Genomic DNA, 19,100 nt, shown 5'->3' with positions numbered 1-19,100 from the left:
CTGCCGGGGCCGCGCCGTCGCTCAGCGCAGCCGTCCCTGGGGCAGCCGGGACCGTTCGGGCTCCGACAGATGGAGCACCCGGTACACCTCGTCCTCGTCCCCGGGTACCTCGCCCGCCCAGAGCGCGAGGTGCAGCACCTCCCAGCGGCTCGCGTCCACGGCCGTGACGGCCGCGACCACGCCCTGCCGCCGGGCCTGCCGTTCGTGCTCCCCCTCCGCGGCCGCGACCGCCCGGGCGGGGGAGGCGCCCCGGTCGATCCGGAGCAGCCGCCGGGTGGCCCAGCGCGGAACGGCCGCGGTCGCCGGCCCCTCCCGGTAGGCCAGCCCCGGCCACTGCCGCACCCGCGGCCGGCCGAAGTCGTCCACGATGCCCTGGAACCCGGGGCCCCAGAGGAAGGCGTTCATCCCCTCGGGCGCCCGCCAGAGGTAGAACGGGGCGTACGCGTTGACCGGTGCGCCGTCGGCCCGGTCCCGGATCAGATACGCCTTGAAGCCGAGACCGGGGAAGGCGTCGAGCAGATGGCCCCGGGTGGCGACCCGGTGGCGGATGACGTCCATGTCGTAGTCGGCGGGCAGGCCGATCTCGTACTGCATGGCGAGCATGGGTGCTCAGCTCCTTCAGGGGGCGGGCTGCTTCAGTGCGCGGTCTCCGGGGCGGCGGGATCGTCCCGGTCGGGGCCGAGCAGGGCCAGGGCGCCCCGTACCGCGGTGTCGAAGGCCGCGGGCGAGCCTGAGGCGCGGGCCAGCACATAGCCGCCCTGCACCACCGCGACCAGTGCCGCCGCGGTGGCCTCCGGGTCCAGCGCCCGGTCGAACTCGCCGTCCGCCACGCCCTGCCCGACCACCGCGGCCAGCCGGTCGCGCAGCCAGCCGAGGGTCTCCTCGACCGGGGCGCGCAGGGCGTCGTCCGCGACGACCTCGGGGTCCATGGCCAGCCGCCCGACCGGGCAGCCGCGCAGCACGTCCCGCTCCCGCAGCAGATAGCCCCGCACCCGCTGGTACGCCGTGCCCGGCCCGCCCAGCACCGCCTCCGCGGCGGCCCGCAACTCCTCGGCGGAGCGCCCGACGGCCGCGAGGGCGAGCCCGTGCTTGCCCGCGAAGTGGTGGTACATGCTGCCCTGGCCTGCCCCGGCCCGGGCCTGGATGGCGCGCGGGCTGGTGCCCGTGTAGCCGCGTTCCCAGAGCAGTTCACGGGTGGCGGCGACCAGCCGCTCGGAGGTGTTCACGCATCGACTGTACATACTAGTAGGTACAGCGGCAATGGCCGCCCTCTTGAGGCCTGTTGGCCGCCCGCGCCCGGCCCCTTGTGCTACGCCACCGCCCCCGCCGCGCAGTGCGGCGGGGGCGGTGGCGAGGCCGTGCCGACCTCGGGGCTCTCAGGGCAGTCGTGGGGCCGTCGGCGTCAACGGTGACGCGGAGGGGACGGGCGCCACCGGGGCGGCCGGAGCCACCGGGGTGACCGGGAGCGGGGCCGGGGTGGCGGCGGGGCGGACAGGCCGGTCGGGCCGGTCGGGCCGACCGGTAGGCAGAGGCGGGATCGGCTCCCGCGACCCGGGCGGTACGAGGACGGGTTGGTCCGGCCCGGGCGGTACGGCGCCGGGCTGGCCCGACCTCACCGGCACCGGCACAGGCGAGTCCGACCCGGGCGGCACCGGAACGGTCGGTCCCGGCCCCACCGGCACCGGGACAGGCGAGTCCGAGCCCGACGGCACCGGCACAGACGGGCCTGACCCCACCGGCACCGACCCCGACGGGTCCGCGTGCGCGGCGACCACCGCCAGGGCGCCCGTTCGGTCGCCGGCCCGGGTGGCCAGGGCGGGGTCGCCGAACGGTACGGTCGCGGTGAACGGGCCGGTCGTGGCCGCCCCGTAGACCGGGAGCGGCGGGACCGGCGGCATGGTCGGTGCGGGCGCCGGGAGGGTGAACCACACCACCTTGCCCGACTCGCCGTCCGGTCGGGCGCCCCAGCTCTCGCTGAACGCCTCGATCAGGGCCAGTCCGCGCCCCGAAGTGGACAGCGGGTCGGAGGAGTTGGCCGACGGCAGGCGCGGATCGCGGTCATGGACCGAGACCGTCAGCCGGCCGAGCAGCAGCTCCATCTCGACGGTGCACACCTTGTCGGGCCCGGCATGCTGGTGGACGTTGGTCAGCAGCTCGGTGACACCGAGCGCCGCCTTCTCGATGAGGCAATCGAGGTTCCAGTAGCGCAACTGCGCAGAAACGATTCTGCGGACCTGTCCGATCCGCGACGGCAGGGCTTGGAGCTCTACCGTGCACTGCCTGCTTACCTGGCTGATCACGGCTGCGACTCCCCGAAATGAGGTCCGGAAGAAGACGAAGAAGGCGGAGATCGGGTCCAGTGGGTGGCTGGCTGCGGGTTCCCGGCGTTCACGGCGGTTCACGCCGCAGTGTGACCGTCAATGCACCCTGGGTAGTGATGTCCGTCCAGCGTGACGTAGCGGACCGCCCGGCGCAACTCGCGCGCCCCACGCCCCGCCGGGCGGCACCGGTGTCGGACACGGCACCACCAGACCCGCCCGCACCGGGCGCCGCGTACGGCGCCCCGCGCGGGTGTACCGGGTGGGATCCGGGCCGCTCTAGTCGCCTTCGCCGCCACCGCGGCGGACGACGTCCCGCAGCCGGCCGGTCAGCGCCCGGGCCGCGGCCGCCCCGCGCGCGGGGTCGCGCTGGCCCAGGGTGAGGCGGTAGCGGTTGCCGTTGAGCGTGGCCACCATGGCGTCGCCCCGGTCGGAGAACCAGGGTTTGCCCGTCCGTACCGCCCGTACCGGGGCGCTGTCGATCACCCGCCCGTAACTCGTCAGCAGCGCCAGCCGACCGTCCTTGACCAGCACCTCGCCGGCCCGGGTCAGCGACCGCGGCCACCGTTCGATCCGTACGCCTGTCGCGCTGAAATCAGCCTCGGCCATGCGTACCCAGCCCCCTTCGTCCAGGTTCTGGCGGTCAGTCTGCTCCAAGGAGCGGCCTCGGCACCAGGGTGCGGGGCGGAAGACTCCACGCGCCCCCCTGCGATCCCGTACGCCCGGTCCTCGCGCCCTTCACTCCTTCGCGCCCCACCGCCACGGCGCCCCCGCGGCGCCTTCCACAAGTGTTCCCTATGGAACGTCCAAGTCATCATGTGCGCAGGTGGGGAAGGTATGTTCAGGGCCGCGGGCGGCGGCCGGACGTCGGCCGAGTACGTATTCGAAGATGCGTAGACCAGCGCGAAGACAGGTACGAGGAGTGGCGCGTGAGCACCGTTGAGCAGCCCGAGGGGCACCAGGGACCCGGTATCGCGCCGACCGCCGCGGCCGGGGCGCCCATGGCGACCGTGGACGTGGACCGCAGCGACGCGTCCTACCGGACCTGGCTGAAGGAGGCCGTGCGCAAGGTGCAGGCGGACGCCAACCGGTCCGCCGACACCCATCTGCTGCGCTTTCCGCTGCCTGAGTCCTGGGGCATCGACCTCTATCTGAAGGACGAGTCGACCCACCCCACCGGCAGCCTCAAGCACCGGCTGGCCCGCTCGCTCTTCCTCTACGGCCTGTGCAACGGCTGGATCCGCCCCGGCCGGCCGGTCATCGAGGCGTCCAGCGGGTCGACCGCGGTCTCCGAGGCGTACTTCGCCGGCCTGATCGGCGTCCCCTTCGTGGCCGTGATGCCCCGCACCACCAGCCCGGAGAAGATCCGCCTGATCGAGTTCCAGGGCGGCCGCTGCCACTTCGTGGACGATCCGCGCACCATGTACGACGAGGCCGCCGCGCTCGCCCGGACCACCGGCGGGCACTATCTGGACCAGTTCACCTACGCCGAACGGGCCACCGACTGGCGGGGCAACAACAACATCGCCGAGTCGATCTACCAGCAGCTGAGGCTGGAGCGCTACCCCGAGCCGGCCTGGATCGTCGCCACCGCCGGCACCGGCGGTACCTCGGCCACCATCGCGCGCTATGTGCACTACATGCAGTACGACACCATGATCTGCGTCCCCGACCCGGAGAACTCCTGCTTCTTCGAGGGCTGGACCACCGGCGACCCGGGGGCCTCCAGCGACTGCGGTTCCCGGATCGAGGGCATCGGCCGCCCCCGGATGGAGCCGAGCTTCGTGCCCGGCGCCGTCGATCGGATGATGAAGGTGCCCGACGCGGCGAGCATCGCGGCGGTCCGCGCGCTGGAGGACGCCATCGGGCGCAAGGCGGGCGGCTCCACCGGCACGGGACTCTGGAGCGCGTGGAAGATCGTCGCCGAGATGGTGGCCGCCGGGCGGACCGGCAGCGTGGTCACCCTGCTCTGCGACCCGGGCGACCGCTATCTGGACCGCTACTACTCCGACGCCTGGCTGGCCGAACAGGGCCTGGACATCGCCCCGTACCGCGCGACCATCGACACCTTCCTCGGCGGGGGCGGCTGGCCGCACTGAGGTCCGGCCGGGTCACCGGGGGCGGTGCGCCAGCAGCTTGTCCAGGGCGCGCCCGAAGACCAGCTTCCCCGCCCCGCCGAGCAGCGGGTCGGCTGCCCGGGGCACTCCCCGTACACCGATCCGCTCGGTCCACCACACCCGGGTGGAGCCGTCCGGCTCGGCGCGGAGCTCGAACTCCGCCCAGCCGGTGACCAGGCGGCCGCGCTTCTCCAGCCGGCAGATCCCGGACGCCCCGGGCCCCTCGCCGGGCGGCTCCCAGCGCACCACCTCCATCGGGTCGTCGAAGCCCACCGGGCCGATACCGGTACGGGCGGTGAACCGGGTGCCCGGGCCGGACGGCCCCGGCGTCAGCACCCGGGTCCGGGTCAGCGGCACCTGCGCCCCGTGCGCGGGCCAGTCGGTCAGCCGCCGCCAGACCTCGGCGGGCGGCAGCGGTGTCGTACGGGAGATGCGGAAGAGGCTCACCCGGCGATCGTAGGCAGGGATCGTAGGCAGGGGACCGCACCACGGCCCATGGGAGCCACGGCCCACGGGACCGGACGGGCGGCCCCCGGACCCCGACCGCCCCCGGATCCGTCAGACCGGCTCCGGGCCGCCCGCCACCACCAGGCCCGGCAGATGCTCGGCCATCTGGGCGCGGGCCGCCGCCGAGAGCCCGGCGTCGGTCACCAGGGTGTCCACCTCGTCCAACCGGGCGAAGGAACTCAGGCCCACCGTGCCCCACTTGGTGTGGTCGGCGACCACCACCACCCGGCGGGCGGCGCTCACCAGCCGGCGGTTGGTCTCCGCCTCGGCCAGGTTCGGTGTGGACAGCCCCGCCTCCACCGAGACCCCGTGCACCCCGAGGAACAGCACATCGAAGTGGAGCGAGCGGATCGCCTGGTCGGCGACCGGGCCGACCAGCGAGTCCGACGGAGTGCGCACCCCGCCGGTCAGGACGACGGTCGCCGCGCCCGGGCGGGCCGGTCCACCACCGCCACCGGCGCGCTGGGCGGTGTGGAACACCTCCGCCACCCGCACCGAGTTGGTCACCACCGTCAGCTCCGGCACCTCCAGCAGCCGGTGGGCCAGCGCGAAGGTGGTGGTCCCACCGGACAGGGCGACCGCGCTGCCCGGCACCGCCAGCTCCGCGGCCGCCCGGGCGATGTCCTCCTTGGCGTCCCGCTCCAGCGAGGACTTGGCCTCGAACCCGGGCTCATGGCTGCTCGCCTCGGCGGCCGGCACCGCCCCGCCGTGCACCTTCTCCACCGCGCCCTGCCGAGCCAGCGCGTCCAGGTCGCGGCGGACCGTCATATCCGAGACGCCCAGCCGGCGGGTGAGCTCGTTCACCCGCACCCCGCCGCGCCGCCGCACCTCGTCCAGGATCAGGGCGCGCCGCTGCTCCGCCAGCAGGTTCTGGTTGTCGCTCACCGCCGGGGCCGGTCCTTCCACATCGTCCGCCTCGCCCACCACGGGTCCCACCCGCGCCCCGCCACCACGGTGGCGGGGCCCTCATCCTGCCACGAGCCCCGAGTACGGGCCCGGGTGAAATCGGGTAAGAACCCTGCGGGCGGGCCGGTGAACGGTGATGCTGGGGTCCCCGCCGCCCCCATCTCCCCGCCCCACCACCCGGGTTCCGACCACCGCCGCTTCCCGCGTCGGGCCCCGCACCCTCGAAAGCGAGGCCCGCAGTGCCCCCTGCCCCCTCGGAGCCCGCCCGCCGCGGCGCCGCCCTGGAACTGCTCGTCCACGGCGTCGGCGGCACCACCCCGGAAGCCATGCTGGACGACCCGCGCACCGTCCGGGTCACCGGGGACGAGACCGCCGCGATCTACCGCCGGGCCGCGGACCGCGACGCCGAGCGCGAGCCCGAGCGGTTCGCCGACGGCCCCGTCCCGGAGGCGTACTGCTGGTCCGGCCTCACCTCCGGCAACGGCTCGCGCGCCCTGTGGCTGCTGCTGCTCCCGTTCATGGTGGCCAACCTCGCCCACTGGATGCGCCCGCCCGCCCGGCGGCAGGCCACCGCCGTCCGGCTGTACGGCGTGCTGGTGCGGCTGGTGGCGCTCAGCCTCACCGTGCTGCTCACCGCCGCCGCCTGCGAGGTCGCCCTGGACCTGGTCGCCTGGCAGTGCGCCGGGTCGGCCGCCTGCGCCGGGAGCCGGGCCTGGCTGGGCTTCCTGGCGGCCGACGGCGGCGGCTGGTGGTCCCAGCCGGGGCGCCGACTGGCGCTCGCCGCCGTACTGCCCACCGCGCTGGTGGTACTGCTCTGGTACCTGTCGAACCGCACCTGGAGCGCCTACGAGGCCCAGCGCCCACCGCGCGGCGGCCCGGAGGCCCACGGCATCCGGCCGGACGGCACCGTGCCGGACGGCACCGTGCCGGACGGCACCGGCGCCGAGCCGGTGGAGATCCGGCCGCCGCTGGGCCGCCCCGGGTTCTGGTACGGGCGCCGGCTGGTCGCCCGGCTGCGCGCCGCGCACACCGCGGCCGGGCTGCTCACCGTGGCCGCCGCGCTCACCGGCGCCGCCGCCCGGGAGGACCGGGCCGAAGACGGCGGACTCCTCACCGTGCTCGGCTGGGTGCTGGAGGCGGGCATCGGGCTGGCCGGGGCGCTCGCCGTGTGGACGGTCTGCCGCCGGGGCCGCGGCGAACGCCGCCTGGACACCCGGCTCGACCACGCCCAGGTGACCTGGCTGCCGACCGCCGCCACCGCCCTGCTGCTGCTCTCCGCCGGCTACGCGGCCTGGTCCCGCCCCGGCTGGCGCTCCTGGGGCACCCTGCCCGGGGACGTCACCTTCAGTGTGCTCACCACCGCCCAGGGCGCCCTGGTGCTGGCGATGGCCGCGGTGGCGCTGCGGCTGCACCGCCGCAGCCCCGGGGGCCGCACGGTGCTGTACGGGCTGGGCGGCCCCGCCGTCGCCATGCTGGCCTGCGCCCTGGGCGGGGTGATGACCGGCGGGGTGTCCCAGCGGGTCGCCGACTGGCTGGACGGACCCGCCACCCCCGGCACCGGCCAGGGCCCCATCACCGGGCCGCCGGTGCTGCTCAGCTGGCAGGCCTCGGTCATCCCGGTGCTGCTGGTGCTGCTCCTGGTACCGATGCTGTGGCTGGCCGCCCGTACCGCCGTCCGGGCCCGCCGGCTCGGTCCGGTGGTGGAGGCCGAGTACGAGGGCGAACGGCCCGACCCGGTCCGTACCCGCCGGATCGCCGCCACCCGCGCCCGGGCCCGGCTCACCGACGCCGCGCCCGCCCTGGTCGGCACCGTCTCCGGCGCCACCCTGCTGCTGGGCACCGGGGCGGTCGCCGGGGCCTGGGCCGAAGGGGCCGTACCGGGGCAGGCGTTCGCCGGGGCGCACCCCTTCGTCCGGGCCGCCGCCGAGACCGCGCAGGCCCTCGGCTCCTGGCTGGTCGGCCTCGGCTTCGTCTTGCTGGTCACCTGGGGCCGCCGCGCCTACAAGGACGCCTCCGCCCGGCGCACCATCGGCATCCTCTGGGACGTCGGCACCTTCTGGCCGCGCGCCGCCCATCCGTTCGCCCCGCCCTGCTACGCCGAGCGGGCCGTCCCCGACCTGGCCTGGCGGATGTCCTCGTGGACCGGGCGCACCGGCGGCCGGCTGGTCATCTCCGGCCACTCCCAGGGCAGTGTGCTGGCCGCCGCCGCGGTCTGGCAGCTGCCGGCCGGCACCCGCCGCCGGGTCGCGCTGCTCACCTACGGCTCACCGCTGGAGCGGCTGTACGGGCGGTGGTTCCCCGCCTACTTCGGGCCGGAGCCGCTGGGCGCGCTCCACCGGGAGCTGCACTGCTGGCGCAATCTGTGGCGGCGCACCGACCCGATCGGCGGCCCGGTGAACCTGCCGGCCGAGGGCGGGAAGCCGGAGGTGGACCACCGGGCGCTGCGCGACCCCGTGGTCTACGGCCGCACCCCCGAGCATCCGCTGCCGGAGCCGATCCTGGGCCATGGCGACTACCAGGCCGACCCGGTCTTCGCCAAGGAGCGCACCGTACTGCTCGACCGGCTGCCGCCCGCCCTGCCGCTGCCCGCCCCGCGCACCCCGGACGGCTACGAGGGTCCCGGGGGCTATGCGGAGGAGGGGGAGGCAGGGAGCGCGGGCAGGTCCTCCGGGTAGAGCAGGGTCAGGTCGTCGGTGCTCATCTCGGTGAGCCCGGCGACCCGGCCCGCGTGCCGCTCCACCATGGACTCGAAGGTCTGGCGGGCGGTGCGGCCGTTGCCGAAGGCCGGGCCCTTGGGCAGCTCGGTGAAGTACTTGGCCAGCGCCTCGCCCGTGCCGTCGGCGAGCTCGTACTCGTGCTCCTCGGCCTGCTGCTGCACGATCCGCACCAGCTCCTCGGGGAGGTAGTCGGTGAAGGTGATGGTCCGGGAGAAGCGGGACGCCACCCCGGGGTTGACGGTGAGGAACCGCTCCATCTCGGCGGTGTACCCGGCGACGATCACCACCACCGCCTCCCGGTGGTCCTCCATCAGCTTCACCAGGGTGTCGATGGCCTCCCGGCCGAAGTCCCGGCCCGAGTCCTCCGGGGAGAGCGCGTAGGCCTCGTCGATGAACAGCACCCCGCCGCGCGCCCGGTCGAAGGCCTGCTGGGTGCGGATGGCGGTGGAGCCGATGTGCTCGCCGACCAGGTCGACCCGGGACACCTCCACCAGATGGCCCCGCTCCAGCACCCCGAGCGCGGCCAGGATCTCCCCGTACAGCCGGGCCACCGTGGTCTTGCCGGTGCCGGGGGAGCCGGTGAAGACCAGATGGCGGCGGACCGAGGCGGCCTTCAGCCCGGCTTCCTGCCGCAGCCGGCCCACCTCGATCATGTTGGTGAGGGTGCGCACCTCGCGCTTGACGCTGTCCAGGCCCACCAGGGCGTCCAGTTCGGCCAGCACGTCCTGGGCGGCGCGGACCTCGGCCGGCTCCGGCTCCGCGTCGGTGGTGATGCCCGGGGCGGGGGCGGCCGGCTGGGCGGGGACCCGGGCCGGGGCCACCTCGCCGAGGACTCCGCCCTGGGACGGTACGGCGGCGGGGACCGGCTGGGGGGTGCGGGCGGCGCGGGTGCCGCTCTCGTCCCCGGTGCACTCCTCGGCCATCGGCCCGTCCGCCCCCAGCTCGTAGCCGCCGCGTGCGCAGCGCTCGGTGCGGCAGCGGCGCAGTACCGTGCGGCAGCCGTCCATCACATGGAAGCCGTAGCCGCCACTGCCGGTGACCCGGCAGCCGGTGAAGGTGCCGCGCCCCTCGGCCGAGACGTAGAACCCCGCCTCGGCGGGGGAGCTGACGGTGCACCGCTCGATCGACGGGTCGGCGCCCTTGGTGACGATCACCCCGGTCTGCACCCCGTCGAAGGAGCAGCCGGCCAGGGTGCCGCCGCTGCCGTGGTCGCGGAACCAGGCCCCGGTGGAGGCCTCCCGCACCCTGCAGTCGTCCAGCTCGGCGGTGGCCCCGTCGCTGACCGACACGGCCGTGTTGCGCACCTGGAAGAGGTCGCTGTCCACCACGTCCACGCGGGAGCCGCGGTCCAGTACGAAGAGCGCGTCCGGTACGTCGTGCACCCGGCAGGACTCCAGCACCGCGGTCGCCCCGTCGCTCACCCAGACCGCCGGATAGTCGCCGGAACTGTCGTGGATCTCGCACCGGTTGGCGTCCACCCGGGTCCCCGGGTCCCAGACCGACAGCCCGTTGCGGCCGAACCGGCGGACCGTGGAGCGGGTCAGCGTCAGCACCGAGCGGGAGCGCAGGTCCACCGCGTTCTCCGGCACGTCGTGGATGTCGCAGTCGGAGAGGGTCAGCACCGCGTCGGTGTCCAGCACCACCCCGTCCCCGGTGGTGCGGTGCACCTGGCAGTCGGTCAGATGGGCGGTCGCCCGGGCCGCGATCCGCACCCCGCCGCCCTGGATCTCGTAGATCTCGCAGCCGACCGCCTCAAGGCCGCTGCCCTCGCCGGTCACCGCCAGCCCGGCGCCGGAGGCGTGGTGGATCCGGCAGCGCTCCAGCCGCGGATGCGCCCCGCCGCCCACCACCACCCCGGACTGCCCGGCCGCGACCACCTCGCACTCCTCGAACACCCCGCCCGCGCCGTCCAGTACGCCGATGCCTACGCCCGCCGGGTTGTCCACGGTGCACCGCCGCAGGGTGGGCCGGGCGGCGCCGCGCACCTCCACCCCGGCCGCCGAGCGGGTGGTGATCCGCAGGCCCGTCAGCTCCGGGGTGCCGTCCTCCACCAGCACCGCGGGCGCCGAGCTGTCCTGCCCCTCCACCTGGAGGTCCAGTACGGCGGCGGAGGCGCGGACGGTCAGCGGCACCCCGTCGGCCGGGGCGAGCCGCACCGAGCCGGCCGAGCCGTCGGCGCCCCGCACGGTGACCGCCCGGTCCAGGACCAGGTTCTCCCGGTAGGTGCCGGGGGAGAGGGTGAGCACATCGCCGTCGCCGGCCGCCTCCAGGGCCGCGGCCAGGGAGGCGTACTCGCCCGTGCGGCGCCGCCACCGCGATGCTCCGGTGTGCGTCACCTGGACCGTGCCCTGTGCCATGGTGCTGCTCTGCCCCCACCTCGTCGTGCGTGCGGCCGAAGGGCCGCCTGTGGAACGGTCGGCCCCACCGTAGCGTGCGGGGCGGTCCGGGCGGGCCCGGTCAGCCGTGCGGGCCCCCGCACCGGGGACGGGGGGCGCGATACGGGGACGGGCCCGGTCAACTGCCCGCGCCGGCCCGGCCCCAGTCCGGGCCGGTACCGGCCCACTCGCGGTCCAGCCAGGCGTACCGCCGCCGCACCATCCGCCAGACGACCAGCCGGCGCGCGCCCTCGACCAGTCCGGCCGCCACCAGGGCGGTGCCGATCCCGGCCAGCACGGCCTGCTCCCGTACCCCGTCGGCGTCCAGCGCCCTCGCCACCGGACGCCCCTCGCGGTCGGTCCACAGCGGGAAGGTGTCGCCCTCGTCGCGGGCGTCCGGGCGGGGGGCGGGCAGGGTGCCGGTGATCCTGTCCCCGTCCGGGGCCTTCCAGTACGCCTTCACCGACAGCCGCGGCTGCCGGGCGAGCGGTGCGTCGGGGTCCCCGGCCGAGGCCTCGCCGGGGCCGGAGCCCAGGACATGGGCGGTGGTGAGATGGTGGTGCTGGTGCTGGAGCCGCGCCGTCTCGGCGAGCGAGGCACCGGTGAGGGTCCCGGCCGCCCATCCGGCGGCGGGGGCGGCGAAGACGATCAGCAGCAGGGCGGCCAGCGCCACCCACGCCTCGGCGAGATCCGTCGGCCGGCGCAGGGGATTGTGCCGCCAGCGCCGTAGTCCGACCATCGCACGCACAGGCCCGCACCCCCTTCCCTGTACGCCGTACCCGCGGGCCGGGCCCGGGTTCCCGGGAGCGCCCGGACCATGCGGCGATCCCGGCGGCCGGGCCGCCCGAAGCGATGATCGTATCCCGGGGCGGTCGGGGCCGTGGGGCCGGGACGGTCAGGGGGAGGGGTGCGGCCGGGGGTTTGACTCGGGCCCGGGAGGTACGGCGGCGCGGTGCGGCCCCGCTGCCGGGCCGTACCGCGCCGCCGGTGCCTCGCGCTCCGTGTCCGATCAGTACCCGCCGGCCTGCTGCGGCCGCTGGTACGGGTCGTAGTAGCCGCCCTGCGCCGGTGCCGCCATCGGGCGGGCGGTCGCCGCCGGGCGCATCGCCTCGTAGCCGGTCGGCGCCGGCCGGGACTGCTGGGGCGCCTGCGGATAGCCGTAGCCGCGCGGGGCGGTCTGCTGCTGCGGGATGTACGGCGCCGGCATCTGGCTCAGCGGCGCGGGCTGCGGGGCGGACATCGGCTGGGGATAGCCGTACGAACCGCCGTAGGAGCCCTGCCCGGAGTAGCCGGCCGCCGAGGGGAGGGCGGGCAGCGCGGAGGGCAGTGCCGGCAGATGGGACGCCGCGGTGTCATAGGCGGCGGGCACTCGGATCGGGGCGATCTGAGGCGTGCCCCGCTCCGCGACCAGGGAGTCGTAGATCGGGGTGTCCGGGAACGGCGGCGCGCTGTAGTACGCGCCACCGTAGGAGGCACGGGGGGAGGTCATGGCTCATAAGGTAAGCCCACCGCGCGCCGGTTGGGGAGGCCGGTTTGCGGGTTCTTTTCGGCGGATCCGGTGAGGGCGGTCCGCCAATGCGAGCGAACACGGGAAAAACGGTCACCGTCCGTGTAAAGGCCAGGCGGCGCAGGGGTTACCGGTGGGTCCTCCGGTGGGATCGGGCCGGTACCGGATCCTTCGGCGGAGCACCGGAAACGGAAATGGCGGCCCGCCCGTACGCCTCGGTGAGCGGCGTAAGCGCACGATAAGGAACCGGCGGGGAACCGGGAAGATCGGAAACAGTGCCGATGATCTTCTCGGGTTCGGGCGGGGAAGTCATGGCGGGAATTGGCGTGGACTTAGCGCGCCGCCGTCCGCCCCGGTCGCGGCGGGCGCGCGGAATTGGCCGCGCGTTGGTGCCGACTTCCTTTTTCCGCCGCCGGTATGACCCTCCGTCAGGCCGGGAGCGGGCGTCCGGAACGGGTCCGTCCGCCTCTTATCGTACCGCCGCGGCGGTGTCCCCCTTCCGGCGGTGGTCGTCAGGCGGCGCGAGGGGGATCGAGGCGGGGGTGGTCGTCAGGCGGTGCGGGTGGGATCCGGTCGGCGGTGGTCGTCAGGCGGTGCGGGTGGGGTCGGGCCGGGGGTAGGTGCGGCCCTTCCACTGCGCGCCCCGGCCCCGATAGTGGCGCACCGCCGAGTCCACCGTCATGGCGAGATAGAGCGCCGCGGTGAACGGCAGCGCGGGCGCCTGCCAGAGCGACTGCCGGTAGTAGCGCAGCATCGGCACATACGAGCCGGCCATCGCCGCCCAGGCCGCCGCGCCCAACGCCCCGGCCGCCGCGTCCCCGGTGAGCAGCCCCGCGCAGACCGCGGCCGGCGGCGCCAGGAACACCACCCCCAGGCCCGCCACCGCCACGGCCAGCACCAGCGGGTTGTGCCACAGCTGGGCGTACGCGCAGCGCGCCACCATCAGCCACAGCTCCGTCAGCCCCGGGTACGGCCGGACGCTGTCCACCCGGTCCGCCAGCCCCAGCCAGAGCCGCCCTCCGCTCCGGCGCACCGCCCGGGCCAGTGACACATCGTCGATCACGGCCTGCCGGTAGGAGTCCGGCACCCCGGCCCGTACCGCCGCCTCGGTCCGCAGCAGTACGCAGCCGCCGGCCGCCGCGGCCGTCCGCGCCATGGGCCGGTTGACCCGGCGGAACGGGTAGAGCATCGCGAAGAAGTAGACGAACGCCGGCACGATGTGCCGCTCCCAGCCGTTCGCCGTCCGCAGCCGGGCCATCTGCGAGACCAGGTCCAGCCGGCCGCCGACCGCGGCCGCCACCAGGTGCCGCACCCCGTCCGGCTCATGGGCGATGTCGGCGTCGGTCAGCAGCAGGTACTCCGCCGCGTCCTCGCCGCCCTCGTGCCCGGCGCGGGCCAGGGCGATGCCGTGCCGTACCGCCCACAGCTTGCCGGTCCAGCCCGGCGCGGGCGGGCCGGGGGAGGAGACGGTGACCGGCCGACCGCCGTGCCGGGCGGCCAGCTCCCGGGCCAGCTCGCCGGTGCCGTCCGTACTGCCGTCGTCCACCAGGAACACCTCCAGCGGACCGGGGTAGTCCTGGGTCAGCAGCGAGGGCAGGCTGCGCGGCAGCACCAAAGCCTCGTCCCGGGCCGGCACCACCACCGCCACCGACGGCCAGCGGTCCGGCTCGACCGGCTTCTCCAAAGGGGCCGGCAGCCGCTGGTCGGTGCGCCAGAAGAAGCCGTGCCCCAGCAGCAGGTAGCCCCAGGCCGCCACCGAAGCCAGGGCGATCCACGCAATGGTGCTCATTCGCCGCAGTCTGCCCCACAACGGAGGGAACACCAGGCCCGTCGGCTAGGGTGACCGGGTGAAGATCGCGCTCATCGACTCCGGACTCGGCCTGCTCCCGGCGGCGGCCGCGGTGCGCCGACTGCGGCCGGACGCCGAGCTGGTCCTCTCCTCCGACCCCGACGGGGTGCCCTGGGGACCGCGTACGCCCGAGGACATCACCGCGCACGCCCTCGCCACCGCCCGGGCCGCCGCGGCCCACCGCCCCGACGCCCTGGTCATCGCCTGCAACACCGCCTCGGTGCACGCCCTGACCGCGCTCCGCGCCGAACTGGAACCCGCGATCCCGGTCATCGGCACCGTCCCGGCCGTCAAGCCGGCCGCCGCGGCGGGCGGCGCGGTCGCCATCTGGGCCACCCCGGCCACCACCGGCAGCCCCTACCAGCGCCGGCTGATCGCGGACTTCGCCGGCACCGCCCGGGTCACCGAGGTGCCCTGCCCGGGCCTCGCCGACGCCGTCCAGTGGGCCGACGAGGACGCCGTCAACCGGGCGATCGCCGCGGCCGCCGCGCTCACCCCGGACGACGTCTCCGCGGTCGTCCTCGGCTGCACCCACTACGAGCTGGTCGCCGAACGCATCCGGGCCGCGGTCCAGACCGCGGCCCGCCCCGCCGGGCTGCCGCCGGTCCGGCTGCACGGCTCCGCCGGGGCCGTCGCCGCCCAGACCCTGCGCCGCCTCGACACCGACCCGGCCCCCTCCGCCACACCGGCCAGCGCCCTCGCGGTACTGCTCAGTGGCCGCCCCGGCACGCTCCCCCCGGCCGCCCTGGCCTACGCCGAGGGCCGCCTGCTCGCCGCCACCGCGCCCGCGACCTGACCCCGGGCCGGGCGGGACCACGGTGGCCGGCGCCCTGTGCGCCCCGCCCACCTGGCACGACGGCCGTACAGGGCGCCGCCGTACACTCCGGACCGTGAGCGCCACCATGACCGTCCCCGACGCCCAGCCGCCCGCCCCCGCCTCCGGTGGTGAACGGCGGGCCCGGTGGCTGCGGCGGCTGGGCAGGCCCGCGGCGGCTGCCCTCGCCGGGGTCCTGCTCTTCCTCAGCTTCCCGCCGCGCCCCCTGTGGTGGCTCGCGATTCCCGCCTTCGCGCTGCTCGGCTGGGTGCTGCGCGGGCGCCGGCTGCGCGCCGGGTTCGGGCTCGGCTATCTCGCCGGGCTGGGGTTCCTGGCGCCGCTGCTGGTGTGGACCGGCGAGGAGGTCGGCCCGGGGCCCTGGCTGGCGCTGGTCGCCGCCGAGGCGCTGTTCGTCGGGGCCACCGGGCTGCTCACCGCCGCCGTCTCCCGGCTGCCCGCCTGGCCGGTGTTCGCCGCGGCGGTCTGGGTGGCGGGCGAGGCGGGCCGCGCCCGGGTGCCGTTCGGCGGCTTCCCCTGGGGCAAGATCGCCTTCGGTCAGGCCGACGGCTTCCTGCTGCCGCTCGCCGCGGTGGGGGGTACGCCGGTGCTCGGCTTCGCCGTCGCGCTGTGCGGCTACGGATTGTACGAGGCGGTGCGCCTGGGGCTGGCCGCCCGCCGCGCCGGCGCCCTGCCGCGCGGACCGCTCGCCGCCGCGGCCCTCGCCCTGCTCGCCCCCTTCGCCGGCGCGGCGGCCGCGCTGCCGCTGGTCTCGGACGCCCCCGAGGAGGGCACCGCCACCGTCGCCGCCATCCAGGGCAACGTGCCCCGGCTCGGCCTGGACTTCAACGCGCAGCGCCGCGCGGTGCTGGACAACCACGCCGACCGCACCCGGCAGCTCGCCGCCGACGTGGCCGCCGGCAAGGAGAAGAAGCCCGACTTCGTGCTGTGGCCGGAGAACTCCTCCGACCTCGACCCCTACCGCAACCCGGACGCCCGCGAGGTCATCGACGGCGCGGTCCGGGCCATCGGGGTGCCCACGGTGATCGGCGCCGTCCTCACCCCGGACACCGGCAAGCTGCGCAACACCCTCATCCAGTGGGACCCCGAGCGCGGCCCGGTCGCCACCTACGACAAGCGCCATGTGCAGCCGTTCGGCGAGTACATCCCGATGCGCTCCCTGGTGCGGGTCTTCAACAAGGACGTGGACCGGGTCAGCCGGGACTTCGGACCGGGCAGCGCGGTCGGCGTCTTCGACCTGGCCGGCACCCGGGTCGGGCTGGTCACCTGCTACGAGGCGGCCTTCGACTGGGCCGCCCGGGACACCGTCACCGACGGCGCCCGGCTGATCTCGGTGCCCAGCAACAACGCCACCTTCGGCCGCAGCGAGATGACCTACCAGCAGCTCGCCATGTCCCGGGTGCGGGCGGTCGAGCACAGCCGCGCCGTGGTGGTCCCGGTGACCAGCGGGGTCAGCGCGATCATCCGCCCGGACGGCACCGTGGTGGAGCAGACCCGGATGTTCACCCCCGACGCCCTGGTGGACGAGGTCCCGCTGCGCTCCTCGCTCACCCCGGCCACCCGCATGGGCGTGCTGCCGGAGTGCCTGCTGCTGGGCGTGGCCGCGGCCGGTCTGGTCTGGGCCGTCGCGCTCAGGGTCCGGCGGCGGGGTGCCGCGGCCTGATGCCCACCGCGGTGGTGAGGGTCGGCGAGGCCCCCTCGTACCGCGCCCGCGGGGTGCCCGAGCCGTCGGCGGGGACGGCGAACACCTCCGGGCCGTCCGGGCCGGGCTTCGCGTAGCCGACGGTCCGCTCGTCCAGCCAGGACGCCTGGTCGTCGATGTCCGCGGTCTCGGCCAGGGGGACGTCCGAGCCCCGGCGGAGATCCAGGACGTGCAGCCGCCAGCGGGCGCCGACCCGTTTCTTGTACGCGATCCGGGTGCCGTCCGGGGAGAGTGAGGGGCACTCGACGTTGCGGCGCAGCGCGGTGAGCCGGCGGGTGCGCAGATCGCCGCGCACCAGCCAGGTGGTGCCGTCGGCGGCCATGGTCGCGTAGAAGGTGCGGTCGTCTGCGGCGAAGGTCACCCCCCAGAAGTTGACGCTCTCCCGGTGGAACGGCCGGCCGTCCACGGTGACCGCGTAGTCCTCCAGCGAACCGTGGTGGTCCCCGGTCCGCAGGTCGTAGACGCCCGCCGTGGTGGAGAACTGCCCGGACTGCGCGTACGAGTCGCCGCTGCGGAAGACCGTCCAGGCGACCCACCGGCCCGAGGGGGACACCCGGGTGCGGCTCGGTTCGCCCCACACCGGCAGGGTGAGCACCGGACGGTCCTTCCCGGAGCGGTAGACGCGCAGTTCGGTGGCCATGGGCCCGGGCAGCGCGCGCAGACAGGTCAGCACACCGGCCGCGGTGGCGGCCCGCTGGCAGACCGGTCCGCTGCCCAGCACCCGGCCGGTACGGTCGAGCTGGCGTACCCGGTGGCCCGGGCCGGCCACCAGCAGGACCGTGCCGGGCCGTTCCAGCCGCAGCGGCCCGGCGCTCTCGGCGGCGGGTTGCCGCCGCCAGGCCACCGCCCCGACCGCGGCCGCCAGCAGGGCGGCGATCAGCACGGCCCCGGTGATCCGGCGCGACCGCTCGGTGGGGCGGCGGCCCTCCGCGCTCGCCACTACGGACTCCGTTTCGGTCATGGCGTGGTCCTCCTCGGTCCCAGGCGCGCCGACACCGCGATGGCGGTGGCGAGCAGCGCGGCGTAGAGCGTGAAGGCCGGTCCCAGGCCCACCACGGCGCACAGGCCCCCGAAGGCCACCGCGCCGCCCGCCCGGGCCAGGGCCTGCGCGGTCTGGACGGCGGCCAGTCCGGTCGCCCGCGCCCCGGCGGGGATCGACGGGGCGACATGGGCCATCAGCACCCCGTCGGTGGCGGCGTAGAACAGCCCGTGCAGAGCGAGAGCCAGCACCGGCAGGAGCCAGCCCACCGGTGCCGCCGGCATCAGCAGATACGCGGCCAGCAGCACCCCATGGCCGCCGAGGAAGAGCCGCCAGCGGCCGACCCGGTCCGCCAGCCGGCCGAGCGGGGCGGCGGCCGCCATGAAGACCAGGGCGGTGCCCAGCGGGAGCAGCGGCAGGGCCCGCACCGGGAGTTCGGCGCGCTGCTGCACGGCCAGGAAGAAGAACATGTCGCCCACGGTGACCAGGCCGAGCAGCCCGGCGGCCAGCACGCAGCGGCGGACCTCCGGTGACAGGGCCGCCGCGAGCAGTTTCACGCGAGGCGGGGTGGCCCCGGCGGGGGCGGCGGGGGCCGGGGTGCCGGGCCGCGGGTCCGGTCGTACGAAGCAGACCAGGACCACCACTCCGGAGGCGGCCAGGCAGAAGCTGACCAGGAAGGCGGTGTCGTAGCCGCCCGGCACCGCCAGCAGGACCGCGAACGCCAGCAGCGGACCGAGCAGCGCGCCGCAGGTGTCCATCGCCCGGTGCGCGCCGAAGGCCCGGCCCAGCGCGCCGTCCGGGACGGCGGCGGCGATCATGGCGTCCCGGGGGCCGGTCCTGATGCCCTTGCCGGTGCGGTCCGCCGCCACCAGGGCGCCGATGGCGCTCGCCGAGGTGCCCGCGGCGGGCAGCGCGAGCTTGGTCAGCGCCGACAGGCCGTAGCCGGTGACGGCCAGGGCCTTGGGCCGGCCGAGCCGGTCGGCGGCCCAGCCGCCCAGCAGCCGGAACAGCGCGGTGGCGCCGGTGTAGAGGCCGTCCAGGGCGCCGAGGCGCAGATAGCCGATGCCCAGCCCGTACATCAGGTACAGCGGCAGCATCGCCGTCACCAGTTCCGCCGAGGCGTCGGTGAGCAGGCTGACCGCTCCCAGGGCCAGCACCGTCCCGGGGATCCGGCGACCCGGTCCCGCCCCGCCGCCCCGGCCGCCGGAGCGGCCGGGACGGCGGGTGCGGTGGGTGTCGGCGGCCCGGGTGTGCGAGAGGTACATCACCACGACCCTCCTCGGGCGTCCGC

Annotated in this window: 15 protein-coding genes and 1 pseudogene; 4 read left to right on the top strand and 12 right to left on the bottom strand. The window is 75.8% G+C overall.

The genetic code is table 11. The features are described from left to right. Positions 1 to 21 precede the first annotated feature (21 nt). The 4 genes and pseudogenes from ABZ945_RS21420 to ABZ945_RS21405 all read right to left on the bottom strand — a co-directional run bounded on the left by ABZ945_RS21420 (position 22) and on the right by ABZ945_RS21405 (position 2,927). On the bottom strand, positions 22 to 603 hold the full coding sequence (locus ABZ945_RS21420) for a DUF4865 family protein (protein ID WP_361271747.1): 582 nt from the start codon (positions 601 to 603) through the stop codon (positions 22 to 24). Between the two features lie 32 nt (positions 604 to 635). Then, on the bottom strand, positions 636 to 1,241 hold the full coding sequence (locus ABZ945_RS21415; RefSeq protein WP_361271745.1) for a TetR/AcrR family transcriptional regulator: 606 nt from the start codon (positions 1,239 to 1,241) through the stop codon (positions 636 to 638). 597 nt (positions 1,242 to 1,838) lie between these two features. Then, positions 1,839 to 2,300 (bottom strand): annotated as a pseudogene (locus tag ABZ945_RS21410) (ATP-binding protein); the annotation flags it as partial. A gap of 297 nt (positions 2,301 to 2,597) precedes the next feature. Then, positions 2,598 to 2,927, bottom strand: a complete 330-nt coding sequence (locus ABZ945_RS21405; RefSeq protein WP_361271742.1) for a hypothetical protein — start codon at positions 2,925 to 2,927, stop codon at positions 2,598 to 2,600. A 392-nt stretch (positions 2,928 to 3,319) separates the two neighbouring features. Here ABZ945_RS21405 and ABZ945_RS21400 point away from each other — a divergent pair, with 392 nt between their 5' ends. Then, a complete protein-coding gene (locus tag ABZ945_RS21400; RefSeq protein WP_361271797.1) occupies positions 3,320 to 4,417 on the top strand; it encodes a PLP-dependent cysteine synthase family protein in 1,098 nt (365 codons plus the stop codon). Positions 4,418 to 4,429: 12 nt separating this feature from the next. Here the strand turns inward: ABZ945_RS21400 and ABZ945_RS21395 are convergent, their stop codons facing one another. Both ABZ945_RS21395 and ABZ945_RS21390 read right to left on the bottom strand, forming a co-directional pair. Continuing rightward, entirely contained in the window at positions 4,430 to 4,882 is a 453-nt protein-coding gene (locus tag ABZ945_RS21395) for an SRPBCC family protein (RefSeq protein WP_361271739.1), read from the bottom strand. Positions 4,883 to 4,993: 111 nt separating this feature from the next. Next, entirely contained in the window at positions 4,994 to 5,827 is an 834-nt protein-coding gene (locus ABZ945_RS21390) for a DeoR/GlpR family DNA-binding transcription regulator (protein WP_361271736.1), read from the bottom strand. Between the two features lie 260 nt (positions 5,828 to 6,087). On the opposite strand from ABZ945_RS21390, the gene ABZ945_RS21385 reads away from it, so the two are divergent. Continuing rightward, positions 6,088 to 8,523 (top strand): hypothetical protein, encoded by a 2,436-nt coding sequence (locus ABZ945_RS21385; protein ID WP_361271734.1) that lies wholly within the window; start codon positions 6,088 to 6,090, stop codon positions 8,521 to 8,523. Here ABZ945_RS21385 and ABZ945_RS21380 read toward each other — a convergent pair. From ABZ945_RS21380 to ABZ945_RS21365, 4 genes are all read right to left on the bottom strand, one after another. Then, on the bottom strand, positions 8,475 to 10,922 hold the full coding sequence (locus tag ABZ945_RS21380) for a right-handed parallel beta-helix repeat-containing protein (protein ID WP_361271731.1): 2,448 nt from the start codon (positions 10,920 to 10,922) through the stop codon (positions 8,475 to 8,477). The genes ABZ945_RS21385 and ABZ945_RS21380 overlap by 49 nt on opposite strands. Before the next feature lie 157 nt (positions 10,923 to 11,079). Beyond that, on the bottom strand, positions 11,080 to 11,679 hold the full coding sequence (locus ABZ945_RS21375; protein ID WP_361271794.1) for a hypothetical protein: 600 nt from the start codon (positions 11,677 to 11,679) through the stop codon (positions 11,080 to 11,082). A 270-nt stretch (positions 11,680 to 11,949) separates the two neighbouring features. Beyond that, entirely contained in the window at positions 11,950 to 12,429 is a 480-nt protein-coding gene (locus tag ABZ945_RS21370) for a DUF6643 family protein (RefSeq protein ID WP_361271728.1), read from the bottom strand. A 604-nt stretch (positions 12,430 to 13,033) separates the two neighbouring features. Beyond that, positions 13,034 to 14,236, bottom strand: a complete 1,203-nt coding sequence (locus ABZ945_RS21365; RefSeq protein ID WP_361271725.1) for a glycosyltransferase — start codon at positions 14,234 to 14,236, stop codon at positions 13,034 to 13,036. 58 nt (positions 14,237 to 14,294) lie between these two features. Here ABZ945_RS21365 and ABZ945_RS21360 point away from each other — a divergent pair, with 58 nt between their 5' ends. Both ABZ945_RS21360 and lnt read left to right on the top strand, forming a co-directional pair. Then, positions 14,295 to 15,092 (top strand): aspartate/glutamate racemase family protein, encoded by a 798-nt coding sequence (locus tag ABZ945_RS21360; RefSeq protein WP_361271723.1) that lies wholly within the window; start codon positions 14,295 to 14,297, stop codon positions 15,090 to 15,092. Between the two features lie 94 nt (positions 15,093 to 15,186). Continuing rightward, entirely contained in the window at positions 15,187 to 16,791 is a 1,605-nt protein-coding gene (lnt, locus tag ABZ945_RS21355) for an apolipoprotein N-acyltransferase (RefSeq protein ID WP_361271721.1), read from the top strand. On the opposite strand, the gene ABZ945_RS21350 is transcribed toward lnt, so the two are convergent. Both ABZ945_RS21350 and ABZ945_RS21345 read right to left on the bottom strand, forming a co-directional pair. After that, entirely contained in the window at positions 16,760 to 17,791 is a 1,032-nt protein-coding gene (locus tag ABZ945_RS21350; RefSeq protein ID WP_361271719.1) for a hypothetical protein, read from the bottom strand. The genes lnt and ABZ945_RS21350 overlap by 32 nt on opposite strands. Further along, entirely contained in the window at positions 17,788 to 19,074 is a 1,287-nt protein-coding gene (locus tag ABZ945_RS21345) for an MFS transporter (RefSeq protein WP_361271717.1), read from the bottom strand. The genes ABZ945_RS21350 and ABZ945_RS21345 overlap by 4 nt, the downstream gene beginning before the upstream one ends. Positions 19,075 to 19,100: the final 26 nt, after the last annotated feature.

The sequence above is a fragment of the Streptomyces sp. NPDC046887 genome (genome assembly GCF_040644755.1).
GTDB classification, from domain to species: Bacteria; Actinomycetota; Actinomycetes; order Streptomycetales; family Streptomycetaceae; genus Streptomyces; species Streptomyces lichenis.
The sequence above is the reverse complement of the archived record's forward strand: the minus strand, read 5'-3'. Positions and strand labels throughout refer to the sequence as shown.